The sequence below is a fragment of the Paraburkholderia largidicola genome, assembly GCF_013426895.1.
Lineage (GTDB): Bacteria > Pseudomonadota > Gammaproteobacteria > Burkholderiales > Burkholderiaceae > Paraburkholderia > Paraburkholderia largidicola.
In genome coordinates this window covers 2553818-2573736 of sequence record NZ_AP023175.1, presented here as the reverse complement: position 1 = coordinate 2573736, position 19919 = coordinate 2553818, and the positions used below count along the sequence as shown (strand labels likewise).

Genomic DNA, 19919 nt, shown 5'->3' with positions numbered 1-19919 from the left:
CACATTGTGTACACGCCGGGTACGCGTATTCCCCACTACCCTAGCGTCAACATCAAGCCACACCGGACACAAGAACACATGGACAAGACCAGCACCAAACCGGGCCGCATCGAACCGTACACCGGGCCTGCCGCTGGATGGGGCGCATTGAAGTACGTCGCGATCAATCTCGTCAAGGAGAAGGTCGCCGGGGGCAAGTACAAGACGCTTTTCAGGCAGAACCAGCCGGACGGCTTCGACTGCCCGGGCTGCGCATGGCCGGACCGCCAGCACGCGTCGACGTTCGAATTCTGCGAGAACGGCGTGAAGGCCGTTGCGGCGGAAGCGACGAGCAAGCGCGTGACGCCCGCGTTCTTCGCGGAGCACACCGTCGACGAGTTGATGAAGCAGGACGATTACACGCTCGAACAGCACGGCCGCCTCACTGACCCGATGGTGTTCGATCCGCTGACGGACAAGTACCAGCCCATTTCGTGGGACGCTGCGTATCAACTGATCGCGAAGCACCTGAAAGGGCTGGACAGCCCGCATCGGGCCGCGTTCTACACGTCGGGCCGCGCCAGCAACGAAGCTGCGTTCCTGTACCAGCTGTTCGTGCGCATGTACGGCACGAACAACTTCCCCGACTGCTCGAACATGTGCCACGAGGCGACGAGCCGCGGCCTGCCGACGACGGTCGGCATCGGCAAGGGCACGGTGCTGCTCGAAGACTTCGAGCACGCCGACACGCTGCTGATCTTCGGCCAGAACCCGGCGACGAACCATCCGCGCATGCTCAACGAACTGCGCGACGCGGCGAAGCGCGGCGCGACGATCGTGTCGATCAACCCGTTGCGCGAGCGCGGCCTGGAACGGTTCGCGAGCCCGCAGCACGTGGCGGACATGCTGACGTCGGGCGTGCAGATTGCGTCGACGTTCGTCCAGCCGAAGATCGGCGGCGACTTCGCGCTGATCAAGGGCGTGGCCAAGCGCGTGCTGGAACTCGACGACCTCGCCGTCGAACAGAACGCCGAGCGCGTGCTCGATGTCGCGTTCATCGAAGAGCACACGGCGAACTTCAACGCATTCGCTGCCGATCTGCGCGAGCAGAGCTGGGAAGCGCTCGTCGAAGAATCGGGCGTGCCGCGCGAAGACATCGAGAACCTGGCGCGCATCTACGCGAACGGCAAGCGCGTGATCTCGACGTGGGGCATGGGTATTACGCAGCACAAGCATTCCGTGCCGACGGTGCACATGCTGTCGAACCTGATGATGATGCGCGGCAATATCGGCCGTCTCGGCGCGGGCCTGTGCCCGGTGCGCGGCCACTCGAACGTGCAGGGCAACCGCACGGTCGGCATCGAGGAAAAGCCGAGCGACGCGTTTCTCGACCGCCTCGGCAAGGTGTTCGATTTCGAGCCGCCGCGCGGGCATGGCTACGACGTGGTCGAAACGATCGAAGCGATGCTCGAAGGTCACGTGAAGGTGTTCATTGGCCTGGGCGGCAACTTCTCGATTGCGACGCCCGACACGCCGCGTACGTGGGACGCGCTGCGTGCGTGCGATCTGACCGTGCACATCACGACCAAGCTGAATCGCAGCCATCTCGTGCATGGTCGCGAAGCGTTGATTCTGCCGACGCTCGGTCGCACTGAAATCGATTTGCAGAATGGCGTGGCGCAAGGCGTGACCGTCGAAGACTCGATGAGCATGGTGCACGTGTCGTACGGGATGAATACGCCTGCGTCGGCCAATCTCGTGTCGGAGACGCGTATCGTCGCGCAGATCGCCGAGGCGACGCTTGGCAGCGCGAAAGCGGACTGGCTCGGTTACGCGGATGACTACGCGAAGATTCGCGATGCGATCGAGTGGTCGGTCGACGGTTTTTACGAGTACAACAAGCGGATCGAGCAGCCGGGCGGTTTTCATTTACGCGTGGCTTCGCGCGAGCGTGACTGGAAGACTGGCACGGGGAAGGCGAACTTCGTCGTGCATCAGATTCAGCGCGATACGCCCATTCAGCGTGCCCGCAAGTTGCATGGCGAGCGTGCGATGACCTTGATGACGACGCGGTCGCATGATCAGTACAACACGACTATCTATGCGCTCGATGATCGCTATCGCGGGGTTTATAACCAGCGGCGCGTGGTGTTTGCGAATGCTGCCGATATCGCGATGCTTGGGTTCAAGGCTGGCGATTGGGTCGATATGGAAACCATCTGGGATGATGGCATCGAGCGGCGCGCTGAGCGGTTTATGCTCGTCGAGTATGACATTCCGCGTGGGTGTCTCGGGGCTTATTATCCGGAGACGAATCCGCTTGTGCCGTTGAATAGCGTTGCTGATGTTTGTAATACGCCGACTTCGAAGTCGATTCCGGTTTTGTTGTGGGCGTCTGATGCGCCTGCGGCGCGGGCTGCTTGATGTAGGGTTTTTTTGCTCTGGTGTCTGCGACGCTGGTGTGGTTTGCTTGTGGTTTTGCTGGCATCCGCGTGATGTTATTGGTTCACTAGCGTTGCCCCTGTGCGGGGCGGCACCTACTTTTCTTTGCCGCCGCAAAGAAAAGTAGGCAAAAGAAAGCGGCTAACACCGCCAGTTCTTGTGTTTGCCTGAGGGCCCCCACAGGGTCTTACGCTTCACACGGCAACGCGCGTGTTCGCGTGCGTTGCCAACGTTCTCTCTGAACGCCTCACCCGCTTCATCTGCCCGCGTCGCGGCACGCGGCGTCAGACAGTCCGCCGCCGCCCAGGTGGCAAACTGTGTGTAGGTCGTAGAGCCTCACACGCCTCACTCCGGACCGATAGCGCATGCGTTCCACCCTGTAGGAGCGCCAGGTTATGCGATGCGAAAACCTACACACAGTTTGCCACCTGGGCGGCGCATATAACTCGCTGCCGCTGGCCCTTGTGCAGGTGTCTGAAGCGGGTGAGGCATCTGTTCGAAGCGCTGGCAACGCTCGCAAACAAGTACGTTGCGGTGTGAAGTGTGGGGACGTTGGGGGCCCGTGGATAAACACACGTGCTGGCGGTGTGAGCCGCTTTCTTTTGCCTACTTTTCTTTGCGGCGGCAAAGAAAAGTAGGTGCCGCCCCGCACAGGGGCAACGCGTGAAGCACCAATTACAAAACGCGGATGCCACCGCACAACACCAGCAAACCAAAACCACCCACGCCGCGCGAACAAAATCCACTATCCCCTCACTAACCGTCGAATCACCACTTCAACCGCAACATCCCCTTTAACCACCGCCGAAGGCGCTTCAAACTCGATCCACCCTTCATTAAACCCATCGATCATCTGCATACGCGGCAGCGGATTCTTCATCCCTTGCGCCCGAAACAACGACTCCCACTCGTCACGCGGAACAAGCTGCATCCGCACCGGCCGATCCAGTGCATCGGCAAACGCAGCTGCAATCTCATCCGGCGTAACGCGTCGCGGACCTTCAAGCTCGACAACCCGCGCCCCCTCCCAGGCATCCTGAAGCAATGCCGCGGCAACGCGCCCAATATCATCCGTCGCCACCATCGGCACCGGCTTATCGAGCGGTTGAAGAAAGCTCGGAATCACACCCGTCTCACGAGCCGGCTCAACGTCCCATACGAAGTTCTCAAAGAACCACGCAGCACGCAAGAACACAACAGGCATCGGCAGAGTGCCCAACTCCTGCTCCATGATGCCAAGCTGATTCAGCAGATTAGGCTGCGCGGCTTGCGCGCCAATCGTCGACAGCACGACCACCCGCGTAGGCCTCGCCTCGCTCAGCGCAACCCGCAGCGCGGCAATATTCCTCCGCGACTCCGAAAAATCCGGCGACGGATCGAACACGGGCGGCAGCAGCACGAACACGCCTTCCGCCCCCTCGAACGCACGACGCAGCGCATCCCGATCATGCATCTCGGCAAGCGCCACGTCGCAGCCTTGCGCGGCCCACGGCGCGCCCTTTTCCTCGCTGCGCACCACCGCGCGCACGTTCTTGCCCTGCGCCAGCAGCGTCCTCGCGACTACACCGCCCACCTGACCCGTGATACCCGTAATTGCGTACATCCCACACTCCCGTTCAATGAAAAATTGCTTGCGTCGGGATTGATTCTGGTCTTCCGCAGTGCTTTACACCATGACATCAGTGTCATTTGATTCATGACACAATGTCATCCTCATCAAACGAGGAACACACCATGTCGTTCGACGAACGGATTCTCAACGGCATGGGCGTGCTGACGGCGATCGTCGAAAGCGGCAGCTTTGCGGGCGCAAGCGAACGGCTCGACATGTCGCAATCCGGCGTGAGCCGCTCGGTCGCGCGGCTCGAGGCGCGGCTCGGCATCCGCCTGTTCGATCGCACCACGCGCACCGTCAAACTCACCGACGAAGGCCTGCGCCTGTACGAGCAGATCGTGCCGCTCATGGACGGCCTCGAAGAAGCCGCCGCATCGGCGGCAGGCGGCGCGACCGCCGTGCGCGGACGGCTGCGCGTGAACGTCGATCCGTTCTTCTCGAAGATCGTGCTGAGCCCGCGCATCGGCGAATTCGTTGCGCGTTATCCGGAACTCGATCTCGACCTGATCACGCGCGATCAGCTCGGCGACATGGTCGCCGACGGCTTCGATCTCGCGGTGCGCTTTGGCGAGCCGCGCCCGTCGACGCTCGTCGCGCGCAGGCTGCTCGACACGCGCATCGTGACGGCCGCGTCCCCTGGTTATCTGAAGAAGCATGGCAGGCCACTCAAGCCGTCCGATCTCGAACGCGAGCCGCACAATTGCATCCAGTACCGCGATCCGGAAACGGGACGGCCGTTCGTGTGGGAATTTCACCGGCCGCGCAAAAAAGTCATCATCGACGCGCGCGGCCGCCTCACCGTCAACGACGTCTCGACGATGCACGGTGCATGTCTCGCTGGCCACGGGATCGCGCAGATCATGGCGCTCGGCACGCAGCCGCTGTTCGACAGCGGCCGGCTCGTCGATCTGTTTCCCGACTGGCCCGACGAGCGCTTTCCGCTCTACGCGCTCTACCCTTCGCGGCGTCATCCGTCCGCGAAGGTGCGCGCGTTTCTCGAGTTCATCGTCAAGATCACCGGCTCGCCGCTCAACGACAAGCCGTGGTACTGACGCGGCGGCTCACTTGCCGTTTTTCGCCCGCGCCTGCTCGGCGATCGCCTTGTAGTCGTAGGTCGGGTAGAAATCGGTGCTGTAGCCGCCCCACGCGGTCTCCTCGATCGCGCGGTTCACCTCGCGCAGGCGGTTAGCGGGCACGCGCAGCGTCACGACCTGGCCGATCCCCATCATCACGTACCACGACACCACTTCGATGCCGGGCGGCGGAAACGCCTTGTAGAAGCCCTGATCGGCCAGTTGCTGGTTGATCTTCGGCAGCGGCTTCGACTGGTCGTGCTTCAGGAAGATCGTCAGCAGGAATGTGCCGTCCCCCGCGGGCGCTGGCGGCGGCATCGTTTCGGGGTTGGTCTGGGCAGCGGCAGGCAGCGGGGCCAGCGCGGCGAGCGTCGTGGCGAGGGCAATTCCGGCGATCCATTGGCGAACGGCGTGCATCGGCTTTCTCCTTGATTTTGTTGATGGACAAGTACACAGGGCTACAGAGGAACGCACCGCTGCATTCATCATGCCACCGCCGCGTGCCACGCACATGACCGCGCGCCAGCCGTTGCGACCACATTTAAGGGTAAAACATATGTTGCAATAATTATTTTCATGGCAACATTCGTAAACACGCTACCGATTCAACCAGAGGACCTGCAATGAACCGACTGACTTCGCTCGCACTTGCCCTGTGCGTCGCGGCGCCCTGCCTCACGACGATGACGAACGCCACCGCGCAGGACGCGCAGCCGACGCTCGCCAAGGTCGAGGCCGCCAATCTGATCGCGATCGGCCATCGCGAGACGTCAGTGCCGTTCTCATATGTCGATGCGAGCAATCAGGTGATCGGCTTTTCGCAGGACCTGTGCAACCGGATCATCGATGCGGTGAAGGCCAAAACGCACAAGCCCAATCTGCAGGTGCGCTTCATTCCCGTCACGTCGCAGAACCGCATTTCGCTGGTGCAGAACGGCACCGTCGATCTCGAATGCGGCGTGACGACGAACCTCACGTCGCGTCAGAACCAGGTCGCGTTCGGCGATACGTTCTTTGTCGCGACCACGCGCCTGCTCACGCGCAAGGATTCGGGCGTCAAGGACTTTCCCGATCTGGCGGGCAAAACGGTCGTGACGAATCAGGGCACGACGTCGGAACGCATTCTGCGCAAGATGAACGAAGAAAAGAAGATGAACATGCAGATCATCAGCGCGAAGGACTACGGCGAAGGCCGCATGACGCTGGAGACGGGCCGCGCCGTCGCGTACATGATGGACGACGTGCTGCTCGCGGGCACGCGCACCTTGACCGCGAAGCCCGCCGACTGGGTGATCGTCGGCACGCCGCAATCGTCGGAAGCGTATGGCTTCATGCTGCGCAAGGGCGACCCGGCGTTTCTCAAGATCGTCGACGACACGCTCGCGCAGGTCATGAAGAGCGGCGAGATCGACGCGATGTACGACCGGTGGTTCATGAAGCCCGTGCCGCCGAAGAACATGAACTTCGACTTTCCGATGAGCGTCAACCTGCGTGCGCTCTACAAGAATCCGAACGACAAGGCATTCGAGTAAACCTTGCAGGCGAGGCTTGCGTCAGCCTTCACTGCGCTTTCAGGGCGGCGCGGCAGCGCGACGGCTATTGAGCCGCGCGCATGCCGCCGGAGTAAAATCGAACGAATCGAAACTCGTGACGATCCGCTCCGGAGCCGCAATGAACTCGCCTTCGCCCAAAGAACAAAAGACGCGCTGGAAACCGTCGCCCACGACGCTGAACATTCTGACCGCGCTCATCGGCATCGGCACGCTGTGTGCGGGCATCGGCTGGCTCGTCTATAGCTGGTACGTCGATCTCGAAGTGCCTTACTTCGCGATCCCGCTCGTAATGTGCGTGCCCGTGATCGTCGCCGTTGCGTTCAGGAACATGTTCGACTGATCCGCGCCGCACGCAGCGCGCCCAGCGCAAATGAAAAGGCCCGCTTCGCGCGGGCCTTTCTGTGTCGGCTGGCTGGCGTTACAGCGCGCTGACGTGCGTTACGCGGCCTTTGCCGGCGCAATGCCGTCGTCGAGTTCGCCGCCGAGCGCATCGACGATGCCGTCCAGCATCTTCGCCAGTTCGCCCGTCATCAGCGTGAAATCGGACTCGAACTGTTCGTCGTCGTTCTGCGCGGTCGGGTCGGCGGCTTCCTTGATGACGTCGAGCGGCGTGACGCGCTTGATGGTCAGCGACGGCGTCAGCACGAACGACACGCGGTCGTTCCACGTCATCGCCAGGCGCATGCACTGCTTGCCCGCTTCGATATGACGGCGCATATCGTCCGCTTCGAGCGCGTGGCCGACATAGCGCACCGTCGCGTTGCCCTCTGCGGGCGAGCGCAATTCGGTGTCCTGGTCCAGCGTGAAATTGACGGGGCCTTCGCCCGCGAGCAGCCAGTTGGTCATCGCGGAAACGGGCGCCTGCGCGACGCGCACGCTCATGATCGGCAGACGATCCACTGATTTCACCAGCAGCCCGAGCACGTCGTCGCCCAGCGCCTGCGATGCGGAATCGATCGCGAGCCAGCCGTTGACGGTGTCGATCCACACGCGCGTATCGCGCTGGATGCTGAATGCGCGCGGCAGCAGTTCGTCGGTGACCTGCTCTTTCAGGTCGCGCATCTGCTTGCGGCCCGGCTTGAAGCCCTGCTGCTCTTCGAGTTCCAGCGCGCGGGCCTTCGTCACCTGCGTCACGACGGACGCCGGCAGCAGTTTCTTTTCCGCGCGGAACGTGAGCAGCAGCTGCTTGTTGGACGAGTAGACGAGCGTGCCGTCATTGCGCGGCGACGCCCAGCCCTGGCGCGTCGTCTCCACGCTGTTGGCCGGCTGGAACGCGTGCGGCTCGAGCCACTTTTCCATTTGCTCGACGCTCACTTTCCACGGAGCGGGAAGACGGTGAAGCTGTAGATTCTTGAACCACATGGCGAGAACGGGCAAAGCGCGTCATTCTATATGACGATGGCGGCGCGGCGGATTTTTGCTTCCGCTTTTCGTTTTCACCACGCCGCCTTCTGTGCGAAATCAGCTCGCCAGACCCGCCTGCACCTTCGCTGCGACATCGGCGGGCACCCACGTCTTCCACATTTCCGGATGCGTGCGCAGGAACAGCGCGGCCATGGTCTGCGCGTCGAGTTTCTTGACGCTCATGTCGAGAATCGTCGCGTTCAGGAAGTCCATCGGAAACTTGACCTTCGTGAACATCGTCATCAGTTGCGGCTCGGCGTTGTAGAACGGCGTCGAGGCGCCGACCGTCACGTGCGACACCATATACGACGACGCGCATTGCTGCGTGCTGCTCTCGTTGCGCAGCGTCTGCCAGCACGCGTCGTTGAACGCGGGCATTTTCAGCTCGGTCAATTTGTACTTCGCCATCAGCGCGGCGGGGCCCCAGTAGTAGAACAGGATCGGCGCGCCGCGCGTGTAGGCCGATGCGATCGCGGCATCGAGCGCCGCGCCCGTGCCGGGACGGAAGTTCGTGTAGGCGTCATCCAGCTTGAGTACCTTCAGGAGCCGCGTGTTGACGCGCTCGCAATCCCAGCCGCTCGGGCAGTTCAGAAAGCGGCCCTTGTTCGGTTCTTCATCGTCGGTGAAGACGTTCTTGTACTTCGGCAGATCCGCCACCGATGCGAGTCCCGGCGCCGATGCCTTGATGCCGCGCGCGGGATCGCCCTTCACGACGTAGTCGGGCACGAACCAGCCTTCCTTCGTGCCGCCCGGCAGCGTATCGCCGACCAGCTTCACGCTGCCCGTCTCGACGGCTTTCGCGGTGATCTCGCTGCGGCCCGTCCATTGCTCGGCCCAGATCTGCACGTCGTTATGCGCGAGCGCGGTTTCCGTCGCGGCCGTGCTGCCCGGCACGACGTCCGTCTTGCAGCCGTAGCCTTTCTCCAGAATCTGTCGCAGCACCTCCGTCGCGAACGCGCCGCTTTCCCACGTGATGCCCGCAAAGTGCACGGTCTTGCCCGCGCTGCACCAGCTTCCGGATTTCGCGGCGTTGCTGTCGGCGGCGTGCGCGCTGCCTGCCGTGAGAGCGGTTGCCGCAACGGCAACGGCGGCGAGCAGCTTGAAAGATCGCATCATCGAATGTCTCCATTGTCGATGGGAGTTAGCGCTTGAGCGCTTACTCCCGTCCCATGCAAATGCATTTGCCGGGAAGGTCTCGAATCTTGTTGTGATCGGCCGCGCGGATGTCGCGACCCGCCGCGTCGACGCAAGGGCGTGACATGGCATCGCGATTGTGCGGTCCGTTTTTTCGACGATGAAGCGATGTTTTTTGATGCCGGGTATGAGTCCCGCTCAACTTCGGGTTTCTACGGCCGGGTTTGCGCGGAGCGTCCCGCTCAGCGCGCAGGCAGGTTCAGCGTGACGGGTAGCAGAAGGCGTAGTCTTCGCAGCCGGGGCAGCCCGGCGCGGGCACAGGCGCGCGGCCTTCGGACAGCGCCCGTTCGCGCGCGAGAAATTTCTTCCAGCGCGTGTTATCCGTGTTGCGCGCGACGAGTTGCGGATAGTGGCGAGTCAGGATCGCCGTCACGTCGTCGCGCCCATCGAGTCCGAGATCGCGCCACAAGTGATCGGGACGCAGGCACGCCGTGGCGATGATCGTCGCGAGGCATTGCGCGTCGGCATCCGTCGCCGCGAGCGAGGACTCGTGATGCAGCAGGAAAGCACGCAATGCATCGACGAAAGGCTGGTGCTCGCTCGCGGTAATGTGCTCTGGCACGGCACGCAGCGGCGCTGCCTCGGTGAAATGACGGGCGCGCAACGCGTCGAGCGCAGCGCGCGTCAAGCCGAGATGCAGCAGTTCGCCGCTCGCGAGCTTCGCGCCGATCAGCCGCGCGAACATGATCGTATCGGCCGCGTTGCGCTGCGGCGCATGATCGAGCAACCGCGCGACTTCCGCGTCGCGTGCGTGATTCGAGTCCGCTGTCATGCCAATCGCCCCCTGTCGCATCGATTCCGGCATCCAGCATAGCGCAGCAACATCACGTCACAGCCGACGCGCCGAACTTCTTGCGATATGCGCCCGGGCTCGTCAACGCCACGCGCCGGAAATGCCGCCGCAGCGACTCCTCGGACCCGAAGCCGGCCAGTTCCGCGACGCGCGACATCGGCAGATCGGCGGGCGATTCCAGCAACTCGCGCGCAATCGCCACGCGCTCGCGAATCAGCCATTCGTAAGGCGCCATCCCCGTCGCGTCGCGGAACTGCCGCTGCAACGTGCGCGGACTCATCGCCGCCTGATCCGCGAGCGACGCCAGCGTATGCTCGAGCGCTGGGTTGGCGCGCACATAGTCCATCAGACGCGCGAGACGGCCGCTGTCGTCCTGCGGCATCGGACGCGGCACGAACTGCGCCTGGCCTCCCTCGCGATGCGGCGGCACGACGAGCCGCTGCGCGACCCGGTTCGCAATCGCGCTGCCGTAGTCGCGCCGCACCAGATGCAACAGCATGTCGAGCCCCGCCGCCGAACCCGCCGACGTAATCACCTGCCCTTCGTCGACGTAGAGCGCATCGGGCTTCACGCGCAGTTGCGGAAAGCGCTGCTGCAGTTTCTCCGCGTATCGCCAGTGGGTCGTGACCGTCTTGCCGTCGAGCACACCCGCCGCGGCCAGCACGAACACGCCCGAGCAGATCGAACAGACCCGCGCGCCACGCTCGACGGCCGCGCGGATCTTTTTCAGCAGCGGCTCGGGCGGACGCTCGTCCGGATCGCGCCAGCCGGGCACGACGATCGTCGACGCGCGATCGAGCATCTTGAGCGAATACGGCGCGGCAATGCCGATCCCGCCCGCCGCACGGATCGGCCCGGGTTCGACCGCGCAGACGGCGAAGCGATACCACGTCACGCCGAGTTCCGGACGCTCGAGCGCGAACAGTTCGGTCACGCAGCCGAATTCGAAAGTGCACAGGCGGTCGTAGACGAGCGCCGCGACGAGATGATCTTGCATGGCGTGATGTTACCGGAGATTGACGATTGCGCCACTTACGAACATGCGGCCCGCTGCCCATAATCGACACATCATCCCCGCCATCGACAAGGAGAACACGCATGATCCCGTCCACCGTCAGCGCCATGCCCGCCGCCGACAGCGCAAGCGCGCTCACGCATTTCGAGTCGTCGCTGCGCTTCGAGACCGACTGCTGGGACGTCTCCGACAGCCTCGCATCGGGCCACGCCGACTTCGTGCTGCTCGACGTGCGCAGCCCCGAGCTTTTCGCGCGCGGCCATATTCCGGGCGCGATCAATCTGCCGCACAGAAAAATCATCGAGTCTAAATTAAGCGAATATCCGGCCGATACACTATTCGTGACCTATTGCGCCGGCCCGCATTGCAATGGCGCGACGCGTGGCGCAATCCGGCTCGCGAAACTCGGCCGGCCCGTGAAAATCATGATCGGTGGCGTGACCGGCTGGCTCGACGAAGGCTTCGCGCTGGAAACGCAGGCGGCATGCGCCTCTACAGAAGTGGGACAGGAACCCTGAGCTTCGACGGAATATTTCGCCCGCCATTTTGCGCGGGCGATTTCATGCCTTTAAAAGACTTCAAAAGCCGCTAAAGCGCTTTCAAACTCTTTCGCTAAATCTTCGAATAAAACTTTTAAAAAAGTGCTCAATGTTTTAGAAGTGCTGCCGTTAACCAGTCGAGGGAACTTCCTCTTGCGACGGAACTGACATGCAGAGCACTTATCATCTGGGTCTGGTTGTCGTGTCGCTCGCCGTCGCAACACTGGCTTCATTCACGGCGCTCGACCTGGCCGGACGTATTTCGACCATGGCATCCGCCCGCCTGCGCCACCTTTGGCTGGCAGGCGGCGCGGCAGCAATGGGCACGGGCATCTGGTCGATGCACTTCATCGGGATGCTGGCCTTCTCGCTGCCTATTCCGCTGGGCTACGACTTCGCGATCACCAGCTACTCGCTCGTCATCGCGATGATCGTGTCGTACTTCGCGCTGATCCAGGTGGCGCGCCCGACGCTCTCCGTCAAGCGCCTCGTCACGGGCGGCCTGCTGATGGGCTTCGGCATCGCCGGCATGCACTACACCGGCATGGCCGCGATGCAGATGCAACCGGGCATCCACTATCGTCCGGGTCTGTTCGCCGCGTCCGTCGTGATTGCGATCGCGGCGTCGATCGCCGCGCTGTGGATCGCTCATACGCTACGCGATTCGCGCCAGCATCGCGTGCTGCTCAAGCGCATCGGCGCAGCTTGCGTAATGGGCGTCGCGATCACGGGCATGCACTACACGGGCATGGCCGCCGCCGACTTCCTGCCCGGCTCGGTGTGCGGCGCCGCGCGCGGCGTCAACGCGCAGTGGCTCGCGACGACGATCATCCTGTTCACGTTCGCAATTCTCATTGTCACGCTGATCCTGTCGCGCTTCGATGCACGCACAACCTTCCTGGCCGGTTCGGTTTCGTCACTGAACAACCAGATCGTGCGGCTCGCTACCTACGACACGCTCACCGATCTGCCGAACCGCCGCACGCTGAACGAGCGCATCGAGCGCGCGATTCACGCGTCGAAGCTGAGCCACCGCGGCTTCGCGATCCTCTTCATGGACCTCGATGGCTTCAAGACGATCAACGATTCGCTCGGCCACGCGTTCGGCGACGAAGTGCTGAAATCGTTCGCGCAGCACCTGCGGCAATGCGTGCGCAACGTCGATACCGTCGCGCGGCTCGGCGGCGACGAGTTCGTCGTGCTGGCCGAAAACCTCGGCGCGCCTCGCGACGCGGAACGGATGGCCGAGGCCGTGCTGGAACGGATGCGCGCAGGCATCAGCACGCAAAGCCAGATGCTGCAGATCATGCCGAGCATCGGTATTTCGCTGTATCCGCAGGACGGGCATTCCGTCGACGAGCTGCTGAAACACGCCGACGCCGCGATGTACGAAGCGAAGCGCGGCGGGCGCAGCACGTACCGGTTCTTCGAAGCGCACATGAACGAAGCGGCGATGCGCACGCTCAAGATCCAGCGGGCGCTGCACGAGGCGCTCGGCAAGGGTTATTTCTCGCTGCACTTCCAGCCGAAATTCCGCGGCGACAGCGGCGAGGTGGCAGGCGCGGAAGCCTTGATCCGCCTGAATCACCCGGAACTCGGCGTGCTCGCGCCGATGGACTTCATCCCGATCGCCGAGCGTTCCGGGCAGATCGTGGAGATCGGCTATTGGGTCGTGCGCGAGACCTGCCGCCAGATTCGCCGCTGGGAAAACGCCGGCCTGCCGTCGATGAAAGTCGCGATCAACCTGTCGCCGCGCCAGATGGCACAGCCGGACCTGGTCACGAAGATGCTGGAGATCGTGCGTGGAGAAGGCGTCGTATGCAGCCAGATCATGTTCGAGATCACGGAAACAGTCGCGATGCAGGACGCGGCCAAGACGACCGAAATGATCCGCGAGTTCCAGAACAGCGGCTTCGAAATTTCAATCGACGACTTCGGCACCGGCTATTCGAGCCTCGCCTATCTGCAGCGTTTTCGCGTGAAGCAGTTGAAGATCGACCGCTTCTTCACGAGCGGCCTCGATGCCGACGGCCATGAAGGCAGCGCGATCGTGCAGGCGATCATCGCGCTCGCGCATTCGCTGGAAATGGACGTGGTGGCGGAAGGCGTCGAAACGGCATCGCAGCTCGACAAGCTCAAGGACCTGCAATGCGACGAAATGCAGGGCTTCCTGCTCGGCAAGCCGCTTACGGCCGAGGCGTTCAGCGAACTGCTTCAGGAGCGCATGCCGACGACGTGACGTGAGCGGCCGTCCAGACCCGTCACTGATCCGCGGTCGACGCCCGGGCCTGTTGTAAAGCGAACGTCGCGGGCTCGATATGCGGGCTCGCCGGCACGGGGGTCGTATCGCGCCGCGCCAGCTTGCCATCCACCGATGCGCCCACATCCATCCGCAACTGCTGGTAGTAGATGTTGCCCGTGATGTGCGCGTTCTCCTGCAGCTCGACGAAGTGGTCGGCGATCACGTCGCCCGTGATCCGGCCGTTGACGATCAGGTCGTAACCGTACACGTTGCCCGTGATCGAGCCGCGATTGCTCAGCACCAGCAGCGTCTCGCATCCCGCTTTGCCCGATACATTGCCTTTCACGTGGCCGTCCATGCGCAGGCCGTCGCTGAACTCGACGTCGCCCGTGATGTGTACGTCGTGTGCAATGAGGGTCGCCAGTTTGTTCTGGGAGACGCCGGGTGACTTCTTCTTGCTGAACATAATCGATACCGGGATGAAGTTGAACATGCGCCCCGCCTCAGCGGTGCGAACGGCTTTGACCCTGCAGAAACAGAACTTGCGCCTGGAGCCGGCGCACTTCGACGGTGAGCGCGTCGGCGGATTTCTGCACACTGGCGCGCGACGCCGCTTCCTGCTTCAACGCCAGTTGCGCGCGCGCCAGCGCGTCTTGCAACGCGTCGTGCGCTGCGGGCGCAACGCAAGGCGGATCGGCTGACACATCGGCCCTCACGTGGCCACGCATCGCCGCCGCGCCCGCCGCCATGCACGCGATGCAAACGAGCACCCACACGCCGATGCACACCGCGCGCGAGCGCACGGGCTGCAACGCATACGCGCGCTGCGCCACGACATGCCCGCGAACGTGCCCGCGCCGCCGGCCAGAGCGAAGCAAATCAGCCATGAGACGGCCCCATGAACAGTGCGAGATAGTCCGTCGGATCGACAGGCGCGCCATTGACGAGCACTTCGAAGTGCAGATGCGGGCCCGTCGAGCGGCCCGTCGAGCCGACATCGGCGATATGCTGGCGCGGCAGCACGAGATCACCCTCCTGCACGACGATCTTCGACGCGTGCCCGTAGCGCGTGATCAGGCCGTTGCCGTGATCGATCTCGACGGCATTGCCATAGCCGCCTTGCGGGCCCGAGTGAACCACGCGGCCGCCCGCTGCGGCGAGAATCGGCGTGCCCGGCGGCGCGACGAGATCCACGCCCGGATGAAAGCTGAGGTGATGTGTGAACGGGTCGACGCGATTGCCGAACGGCGAGCCGAAACGCGCGCCATCGACGGGCATGCGGCCCGGGAACGACTCCCAGTTCGCGACGTGCGGCGTCGTTTCCTGTTCGAGCGCCGACAGCGTCGTGACGAGGCAGGCGATCTGATCGTGAATCGCCAGCGCGTCGCGCGCCGGGTGGCCGATCAGTTCGTCGCAACGGCGCGGCGGCAGCGATGGCCCGCCTTCGCCGCTTTCTGCGGCGGCTTCGCTGGCCTTGTCGATTGGCTGTCCGGCGGGGCTCCCCGTCGACGGGCCTTCAGGGACGTCCGCATCATGATTCGGAGCGGCGCTTGCGCCGCCCTTCGCCGACGGCCGGGACTTCCCCGTCTTCTGCCGCGCGACATCAGTCACGTCGTCGCCTGCATCGTCACCGAGCACGTCGCTCGCCGACAACACGGGCGGCGCGAACACGGGGCGCGGCAGGGACTTGATCGTCTTCAAACGCGTTTCGAAATCGTGCAGCGTCGCGACCTGCGAGGCGAGCTGCGTCAGACGCGGCTGCATCTGCTCGATTGATGCATTCAGCTTGCCGAGTTCCGCGATCGTGTAGTCGCGGGCGACGCGGCTGTCGCTGGCTTGCAAGGCCGCGTTGCGCTTCGGATGATCGCGGCCGATCACGATGCCCGCCGTCAACGCCAGCGCCGAACTGCAGCATGCGACGAGCGCGGCGAGGGTCAGCGCGGTGTGCCGCGTGACGAAGCGCACCGAGCCGTTCGTCAGGCTCTTGCCGGTTCCCCAGATCAGCGACATCAGCAGCCGCCCTGCGTCCCGATCATGACGATGCGCGGCGACAGGCATGCGAGCGACGAAGACGCCGCAAATGTCGTGATACGCGCGACAGACGGCGCGGTGTTGCGGTGAACCAGCATACGCAGGATGACGAATCGATCTCGTTGATGGGAAAACGGTGGCGCGAATTATCATGCCATCCGCGAGGCCCGCATCTCAAATTGGACGACATCGGATTCGTCGCATGTCCGCGTGTGCGTTTGCGTGACTCCGTGTGCGGTCGACGCAGACGAAGTCACGCAACCCGCCGAGCAAATTCAGACGGCAAGCAGTTGCTGCAAACGCTCCCGCAATATTTCGCTCGCCTGCGTCATCGGCGCGCGCAAATCGCCTTGCATCAGACCTTGCACGGCAAGCGCCGCCTTCACAGGCGCGGGGTTCGACTCGGCTGTCAGCGCGCCGATCAACGGCACGAGCGAATGGAACAGCGCGCGCCCTTCATCCAGACGCCCCGCCTTCAGCGCGCGATCGAGCGCGACGAAACGCTCCGGCCACACGTGCGCCGACGCCGCGATCGCGCCGCTGCCACCCATGCAAAGCGTGTCGAAGAGGCGGATGTCGTCGCCGGCGAGCACTTGCAGCCGGCCGTCGAGAATCAGCGCGTGCGTCTTGTCGAGCGAGCCCGCGCAGTCCTTGATTGCTTGAATGCGCGGATGAGCCGCAAGCGAAAGCAGCGTGTCGAGTTCGATGCGCACGCCGGTTCGCGCGGGAATGTCGTACAGCACCACGGGATGCTCGCTCATGTCGGCAAGCATCGTGAAGTGCGCGGCGATGCCCGCCTGCGACGGCCGCACGTAGTAAGGCGCCGAAATCAGCACGCCCGCGAGCGGCAACGCGTTCAGGCGCAACACGCGCTCGCGCATGCCGTGCGCGTTATTGCCCGATACGCCGACGATCACCGGCAGCGCGCGGCCCGCCGCGTCGAGCGTGGTCGCGAGCACGGCCTCCTGCTCGCCGGGGTCGAGCGACGACGGCTCGCCCGTCGTGCCGAGCGCGACGACACCCGCGACGCCTGCGGCGGCGTAGAGCTTGATCAGGCGGCGCAGCGCATCGTGATCGACCGTGCCGTTTGCGGAAAACGGGGTAACAAGCGGAATCCAGATACCGGAAAAATTGGACATGACTTTCCTCGAACGCGACCGTACGGGAACCGTTCAGCGGCGAGGCAGCAGGATCAGAAGCGGGAGTGTCGAGGACCGTTGATCGAGGCTGTTCCGTCGCGCATCTGACGGAACAGCAGCTCCGGTCAGATGAGCAACTGTTTTTTGGCTTTGGAAGCGGCGCGTGCGAGCGCGGCACGCAGATGCGCACCCGTTTCCACACGATCACGAAGCAATGAGCCGTTTTCCATGTCCGGCAGTGTAACCGCAAATCCGCGCCTGCTGCCGCGAGCTTTTCGCCGGCGCAGGCGAAAACAGCCGCACCGGACGGATTGATGCACGAAATTCCTTGACTTCCTCGCCCGGCGAATTAATATACGCACCGCGTACATCCACCCGATCTCCTGACGAAAAGAGAGGCAGCCCATGAGCGTCCCGCAACAAGCATTTCTCCGTGACGCGATGCGGCGTCTGAATCTCACCCGCGACGGCTTCGCGACGCGCATCGGCGTGTCGAAGCGCGCACTCGACACGTGGCTGCTGCCCGACGATTCACAGGAATCGCGCGCCATGCCGGAAATCGTCGAGCGCTTCGTGTCGGAAATCGTCGTCAACGGCGCGCCCGCCGAAAAACATACGCAAAGCGTAGATTCGCAGTCGCTGGCCAGCCAGATGCTGTTCGAAGGCAAGCCGCAGTTGCTGTCCGTCGATCAGTTCTCGCGCGACGCCGTCGAAGCGCTGTTCCGCGTCGCCGACATCATGCAGCCCATCGCGCGGCGCCGGAAAATCTCGCGCGTGCTCGAAGGCGCGGTGCTCGGCAACCTGTTCTTCGAGGCCAGCACGCGTACCCGCGTGAGCTTCGGCGCGGCGTTTTGCCGCCTGGGCGGCTCGGTGTGCGACACGACGGGCTTCACGTTTTCGTCGATGGCCAAGGGCGAATCGATCTATGACACGAGCCGCGTGATGTCCGGCTACGTCGATGCCCTCGTGATCCGCCACCCGGACCAAGGCTCCGTGGCCGAGTTCGCGCGCGCCACCAACATTCCTGTGATCAACGGCGGCGACGGCCCCGGCGAGCACCCGAGCCAGGCGCTGCTCGACCTGTACACCATTCAGCGCGAGTTCTCGCGTCTGGGCAAGATCGTCGATGGCGCGCATATCGCGCTGGTCGGCGATCTGAAATACGGGCGCACCGTGCATTCGCTCGTCAAGCTGCTCGCGCTGTATCGCGGCATCAAGTTCACGCTGATTTCGCCGCCCACGCTGGAAATGCCCGCGTATATCGTCGATCAGATCTCGCGCAACGGACACGTCGTCGAACAGACGCACGATCTCACCAACGGCCTGCGCGGCGCGGACGTCGTCTATGCGACGCGCATCCAGAAGGAGCGCTTCGCCGATGAATCGTTCGAAGGCTACACGCCCGACTTCCAGATCAATCAGGCGCTCGTCGATACCGTGTGCGGCCAGGACACACTGATCATGCACCCGCTGCCGCGCGACAGCCGCCCCGGCGCAAACGATCTGAGCACCGACCTGAACCACGATTCGCGCCTCGCGATCTTCCGCCAGACGGACAACGGCATTCCCGTGCGGATGGCGATCTTCGCGGTGCTGCTCGGCGTCGAGAAACTGGTTCAACATTCGATGCGCGATGCCGCATGGCGTCCGCCCGCCTATCTCGGTCCGGACGATGCGGTGTTTCATGGCATCGATTGATCGGCGGGTACGCTGATGCGTTGCTGGTTCATGTAAAACGCGCGTCGAGGTTCGACGCGCGTTTTTGTTTTTGCATCGCGCCTGAAGTCGTTCGACGCATGGCGTATACGCCATCCTCCCGCCATCTTGGCGCCATCTATCCGTCACCGCTGCGCCACGGCGGATGTGCCACGATCAACACGTGCTTTCAACGGTGCGCGAACACGCCGCAACCTTGTACCTTGCGCCGCGCCAAACGCAGTGTGAAGTCGCTTGAGAAAGCCGTTCGCCGCGTGTGCGGTCGTCCTGTGATGTTCTGCACCAGCGGCATCGAAATTGCTCATTGACAAGGCTTGCCATGCACGGGCGCCCGCTTCGGGTTCGATGTGACGCAAGCCTGCATCGAACTTCCATGGAGCAAGCAGAACATCATGTCCCACGATATCGACTGTCAGGGTTCGTGCCCGCAACACGATGCGCCCACGTCCCGCCAGGACGAGCATGACGTCTCGCCATCCAGCAATTCGCGCCGCCGCTTCCTGCAATCGGCTGCCGCGGCGGCGGCGGTAGGCGCCGCACCGCACGCGCATGCGCAAACACAAACGCCGCCCGCAGCACAGCCCGTTGCACGCACAACGGTACCGCCGCGCGCCGTGAAGCTCAACATCAATGGCCGCGATTACGCGCTGCAACTCGAGCCGCGCGTGACGCTGCTCGACGCGCTACGCGAATACGCCGGTCTCACTGGAACGAAGAAAGGCTGCGATCGCGGGCAATGCGGTGCGTGCACCGTGCTCGCCAATGGACGACGCATCAACGCGTGCCTCACGCTCGCCGTGATGCACGAAGGCGAAGCGATCACGACAGTGGAAGGACTCGCGAGCAACGGCACGCTGAACCCCGTGCAACGCGCGTTCATCGAACAGGACGCGTTCCAGTGCGGATACTGTACGCCGGGGCAAATCTGTTCGGCGACAGCTTTGCTCTCGGAGTTCGACGCCGGCACGGCCAGCACGGTCACGGCAGACGTGCGACGCCGTCCGCCGAAACTGACGGATGAAGAAATCCGCGAGCGCATGAGCGGCAACATCTGCCGCTGCGGCGCGTACGTGAATATCGTCGCGGCCGTGCAATCCGCGCATCGCGGCACGGTCGGCACCGGCACGGACTACAGCTACTCGACGTTCGTCATCAAGACGAGCGACGTCGCGTAAAGGAGACCA

Annotated in this window: 19 protein-coding genes; 8 read left to right on the top strand and 11 right to left on the bottom strand. The window is 63.4% G+C overall.

The features are described 5' to 3' along the window. The first annotated feature begins 78 nt into the window (after positions 1–78). Positions 79–2403 carry an FdhF/YdeP family oxidoreductase gene (locus tag PPGU16_RS28240; protein WP_180723659.1) on the top strand — a complete coding sequence of 775 codons (2325 nt, stop codon included), beginning with the start codon at positions 79–81 and terminating at the stop codon, positions 2401–2403. A 763-nt stretch (positions 2404–3166) separates the two neighbouring features. Here PPGU16_RS28240 and PPGU16_RS28235 read toward each other — a convergent pair. Beyond that, complete coding sequence (locus tag PPGU16_RS28235; RefSeq protein ID WP_180723658.1) at positions 3167–4024, bottom strand: NmrA family NAD(P)-binding protein; 858 nt, start codon at positions 4022–4024, stop codon at positions 3167–3169. 131 nt (positions 4025–4155) lie between these two features. Here PPGU16_RS28235 and PPGU16_RS28230 point away from each other — a divergent pair, with 131 nt between their 5' ends. Then, positions 4156–5088, top strand: coding sequence for a LysR family transcriptional regulator (locus tag PPGU16_RS28230; protein ID WP_180723657.1), 933 nt, complete (start codon positions 4156–4158; stop codon positions 5086–5088). Positions 5089–5097: 9 nt separating this feature from the next. Here PPGU16_RS28230 and PPGU16_RS28225 read toward each other — a convergent pair whose 3' ends face one another. Further along, entirely contained in the window at positions 5098–5526 is a 429-nt protein-coding gene (locus PPGU16_RS28225; RefSeq protein WP_180723656.1) for a hypothetical protein, read from the bottom strand. A gap of 206 nt (positions 5527–5732) precedes the next feature. Between PPGU16_RS28225 and PPGU16_RS28220 the strand changes: the two genes are divergently transcribed. Continuing rightward, positions 5733–6641, top strand: a complete 909-nt coding sequence (locus PPGU16_RS28220) for a glutamate/aspartate ABC transporter substrate-binding protein (protein WP_180723655.1) — start codon at positions 5733–5735, stop codon at positions 6639–6641. Positions 6642–6780: 139 nt separating this feature from the next. After that, positions 6781–7002, top strand: coding sequence for a hypothetical protein (locus tag PPGU16_RS28215; protein WP_180723654.1), 222 nt, complete (start codon positions 6781–6783; stop codon positions 7000–7002). Positions 7003–7100: 98 nt separating this feature from the next. Here the strand turns inward: PPGU16_RS28215 and PPGU16_RS28210 are convergent, their stop codons facing one another. From PPGU16_RS28210 to ftrA, 4 genes are all read right to left on the bottom strand, one after another. After that, the gene (locus PPGU16_RS28210) at positions 7101–8024 is read right to left on the bottom strand and encodes a recombination-associated protein RdgC (RefSeq protein WP_180723653.1); all 924 of its coding nucleotides are present in this window, start codon (positions 8022–8024) and stop codon (positions 7101–7103) included. A gap of 99 nt (positions 8025–8123) precedes the next feature. Further along, complete coding sequence (locus PPGU16_RS28205) at positions 8124–9182, bottom strand: ABC transporter substrate-binding protein (RefSeq protein WP_180723652.1); 1059 nt, start codon at positions 9180–9182, stop codon at positions 8124–8126. A gap of 277 nt (positions 9183–9459) precedes the next feature. Continuing rightward, complete coding sequence (locus PPGU16_RS28200) at positions 9460–10032, bottom strand: nitrogen fixation protein NifQ (RefSeq protein WP_180723651.1); 573 nt, start codon at positions 10030–10032, stop codon at positions 9460–9462. A 52-nt stretch (positions 10033–10084) separates the two neighbouring features. Continuing rightward, positions 10085–11050 carry a transcriptional regulator FtrA gene (gene ftrA / locus PPGU16_RS28195; protein ID WP_180723650.1) on the bottom strand — a complete coding sequence of 322 codons (966 nt, stop codon included), beginning with the start codon at positions 11048–11050 and terminating at the stop codon, positions 10085–10087. A gap of 101 nt (positions 11051–11151) precedes the next feature. On the opposite strand from ftrA, the gene PPGU16_RS28190 reads away from it, so the two are divergent. Both PPGU16_RS28190 and PPGU16_RS28185 read left to right on the top strand, forming a co-directional pair. Continuing rightward, positions 11152–11586 carry a rhodanese-like domain-containing protein gene (locus PPGU16_RS28190; RefSeq protein ID WP_180723649.1) on the top strand — a complete coding sequence of 145 codons (435 nt, stop codon included), beginning with the start codon at positions 11152–11154 and terminating at the stop codon, positions 11584–11586. A gap of 190 nt (positions 11587–11776) precedes the next feature. Next, a complete protein-coding gene (locus tag PPGU16_RS28185; protein WP_180723648.1) occupies positions 11777–13846 on the top strand; it encodes a putative bifunctional diguanylate cyclase/phosphodiesterase in 2070 nt (689 codons plus the stop codon). 22 nt (positions 13847–13868) lie between these two features. Here PPGU16_RS28185 and PPGU16_RS28180 read toward each other — a convergent pair whose 3' ends face one another. The 5 genes from PPGU16_RS28180 to PPGU16_RS28160 form a co-directional block, all read right to left on the bottom strand. After that, positions 13869–14315, bottom strand: a complete 447-nt coding sequence (locus tag PPGU16_RS28180; protein WP_180725237.1) for a bactofilin family protein — start codon at positions 14313–14315, stop codon at positions 13869–13871. A 37-nt stretch (positions 14316–14352) separates the two neighbouring features. After that, positions 14353–14736, bottom strand: a complete 384-nt coding sequence (locus PPGU16_RS28175) for a hypothetical protein (protein WP_180723647.1) — start codon at positions 14734–14736, stop codon at positions 14353–14355. Then, positions 14729–15859 (bottom strand): M23 family metallopeptidase, encoded by a 1131-nt coding sequence (locus PPGU16_RS28170; RefSeq protein ID WP_180723646.1) that lies wholly within the window; start codon positions 15857–15859, stop codon positions 14729–14731. The genes PPGU16_RS28175 and PPGU16_RS28170 overlap by 8 nt, the downstream gene beginning before the upstream one ends. Positions 15860–16155: 296 nt before the next feature. Next, positions 16156–17019 carry a 4-hydroxy-tetrahydrodipicolinate synthase gene (gene dapA, locus PPGU16_RS28165; RefSeq protein WP_180723645.1) on the bottom strand — a complete coding sequence of 288 codons (864 nt, stop codon included), beginning with the start codon at positions 17017–17019 and terminating at the stop codon, positions 16156–16158. Between the two features lie 125 nt (positions 17020–17144). After that, positions 17145–17339, bottom strand: coding sequence for a hypothetical protein (locus PPGU16_RS28160; protein WP_180723644.1), 195 nt, complete (start codon positions 17337–17339; stop codon positions 17145–17147). Positions 17340–17424: 85 nt separating this feature from the next. On the opposite strand from PPGU16_RS28160, the gene PPGU16_RS28155 reads away from it, so the two are divergent. Together PPGU16_RS28155 and PPGU16_RS28150 are read left to right on the top strand one after the other, a co-directional pair. After that, entirely contained in the window at positions 17425–18717 is a 1293-nt protein-coding gene (locus PPGU16_RS28155) for an aspartate carbamoyltransferase (RefSeq protein ID WP_054935205.1), read from the top strand. A gap of 410 nt (positions 18718–19127) precedes the next feature. Next, entirely contained in the window at positions 19128–19910 is a 783-nt protein-coding gene (locus PPGU16_RS28150; protein WP_180723643.1) for a (2Fe-2S)-binding protein, read from the top strand. The last annotated feature ends 9 nt before the right edge of the window (positions 19911–19919 follow it).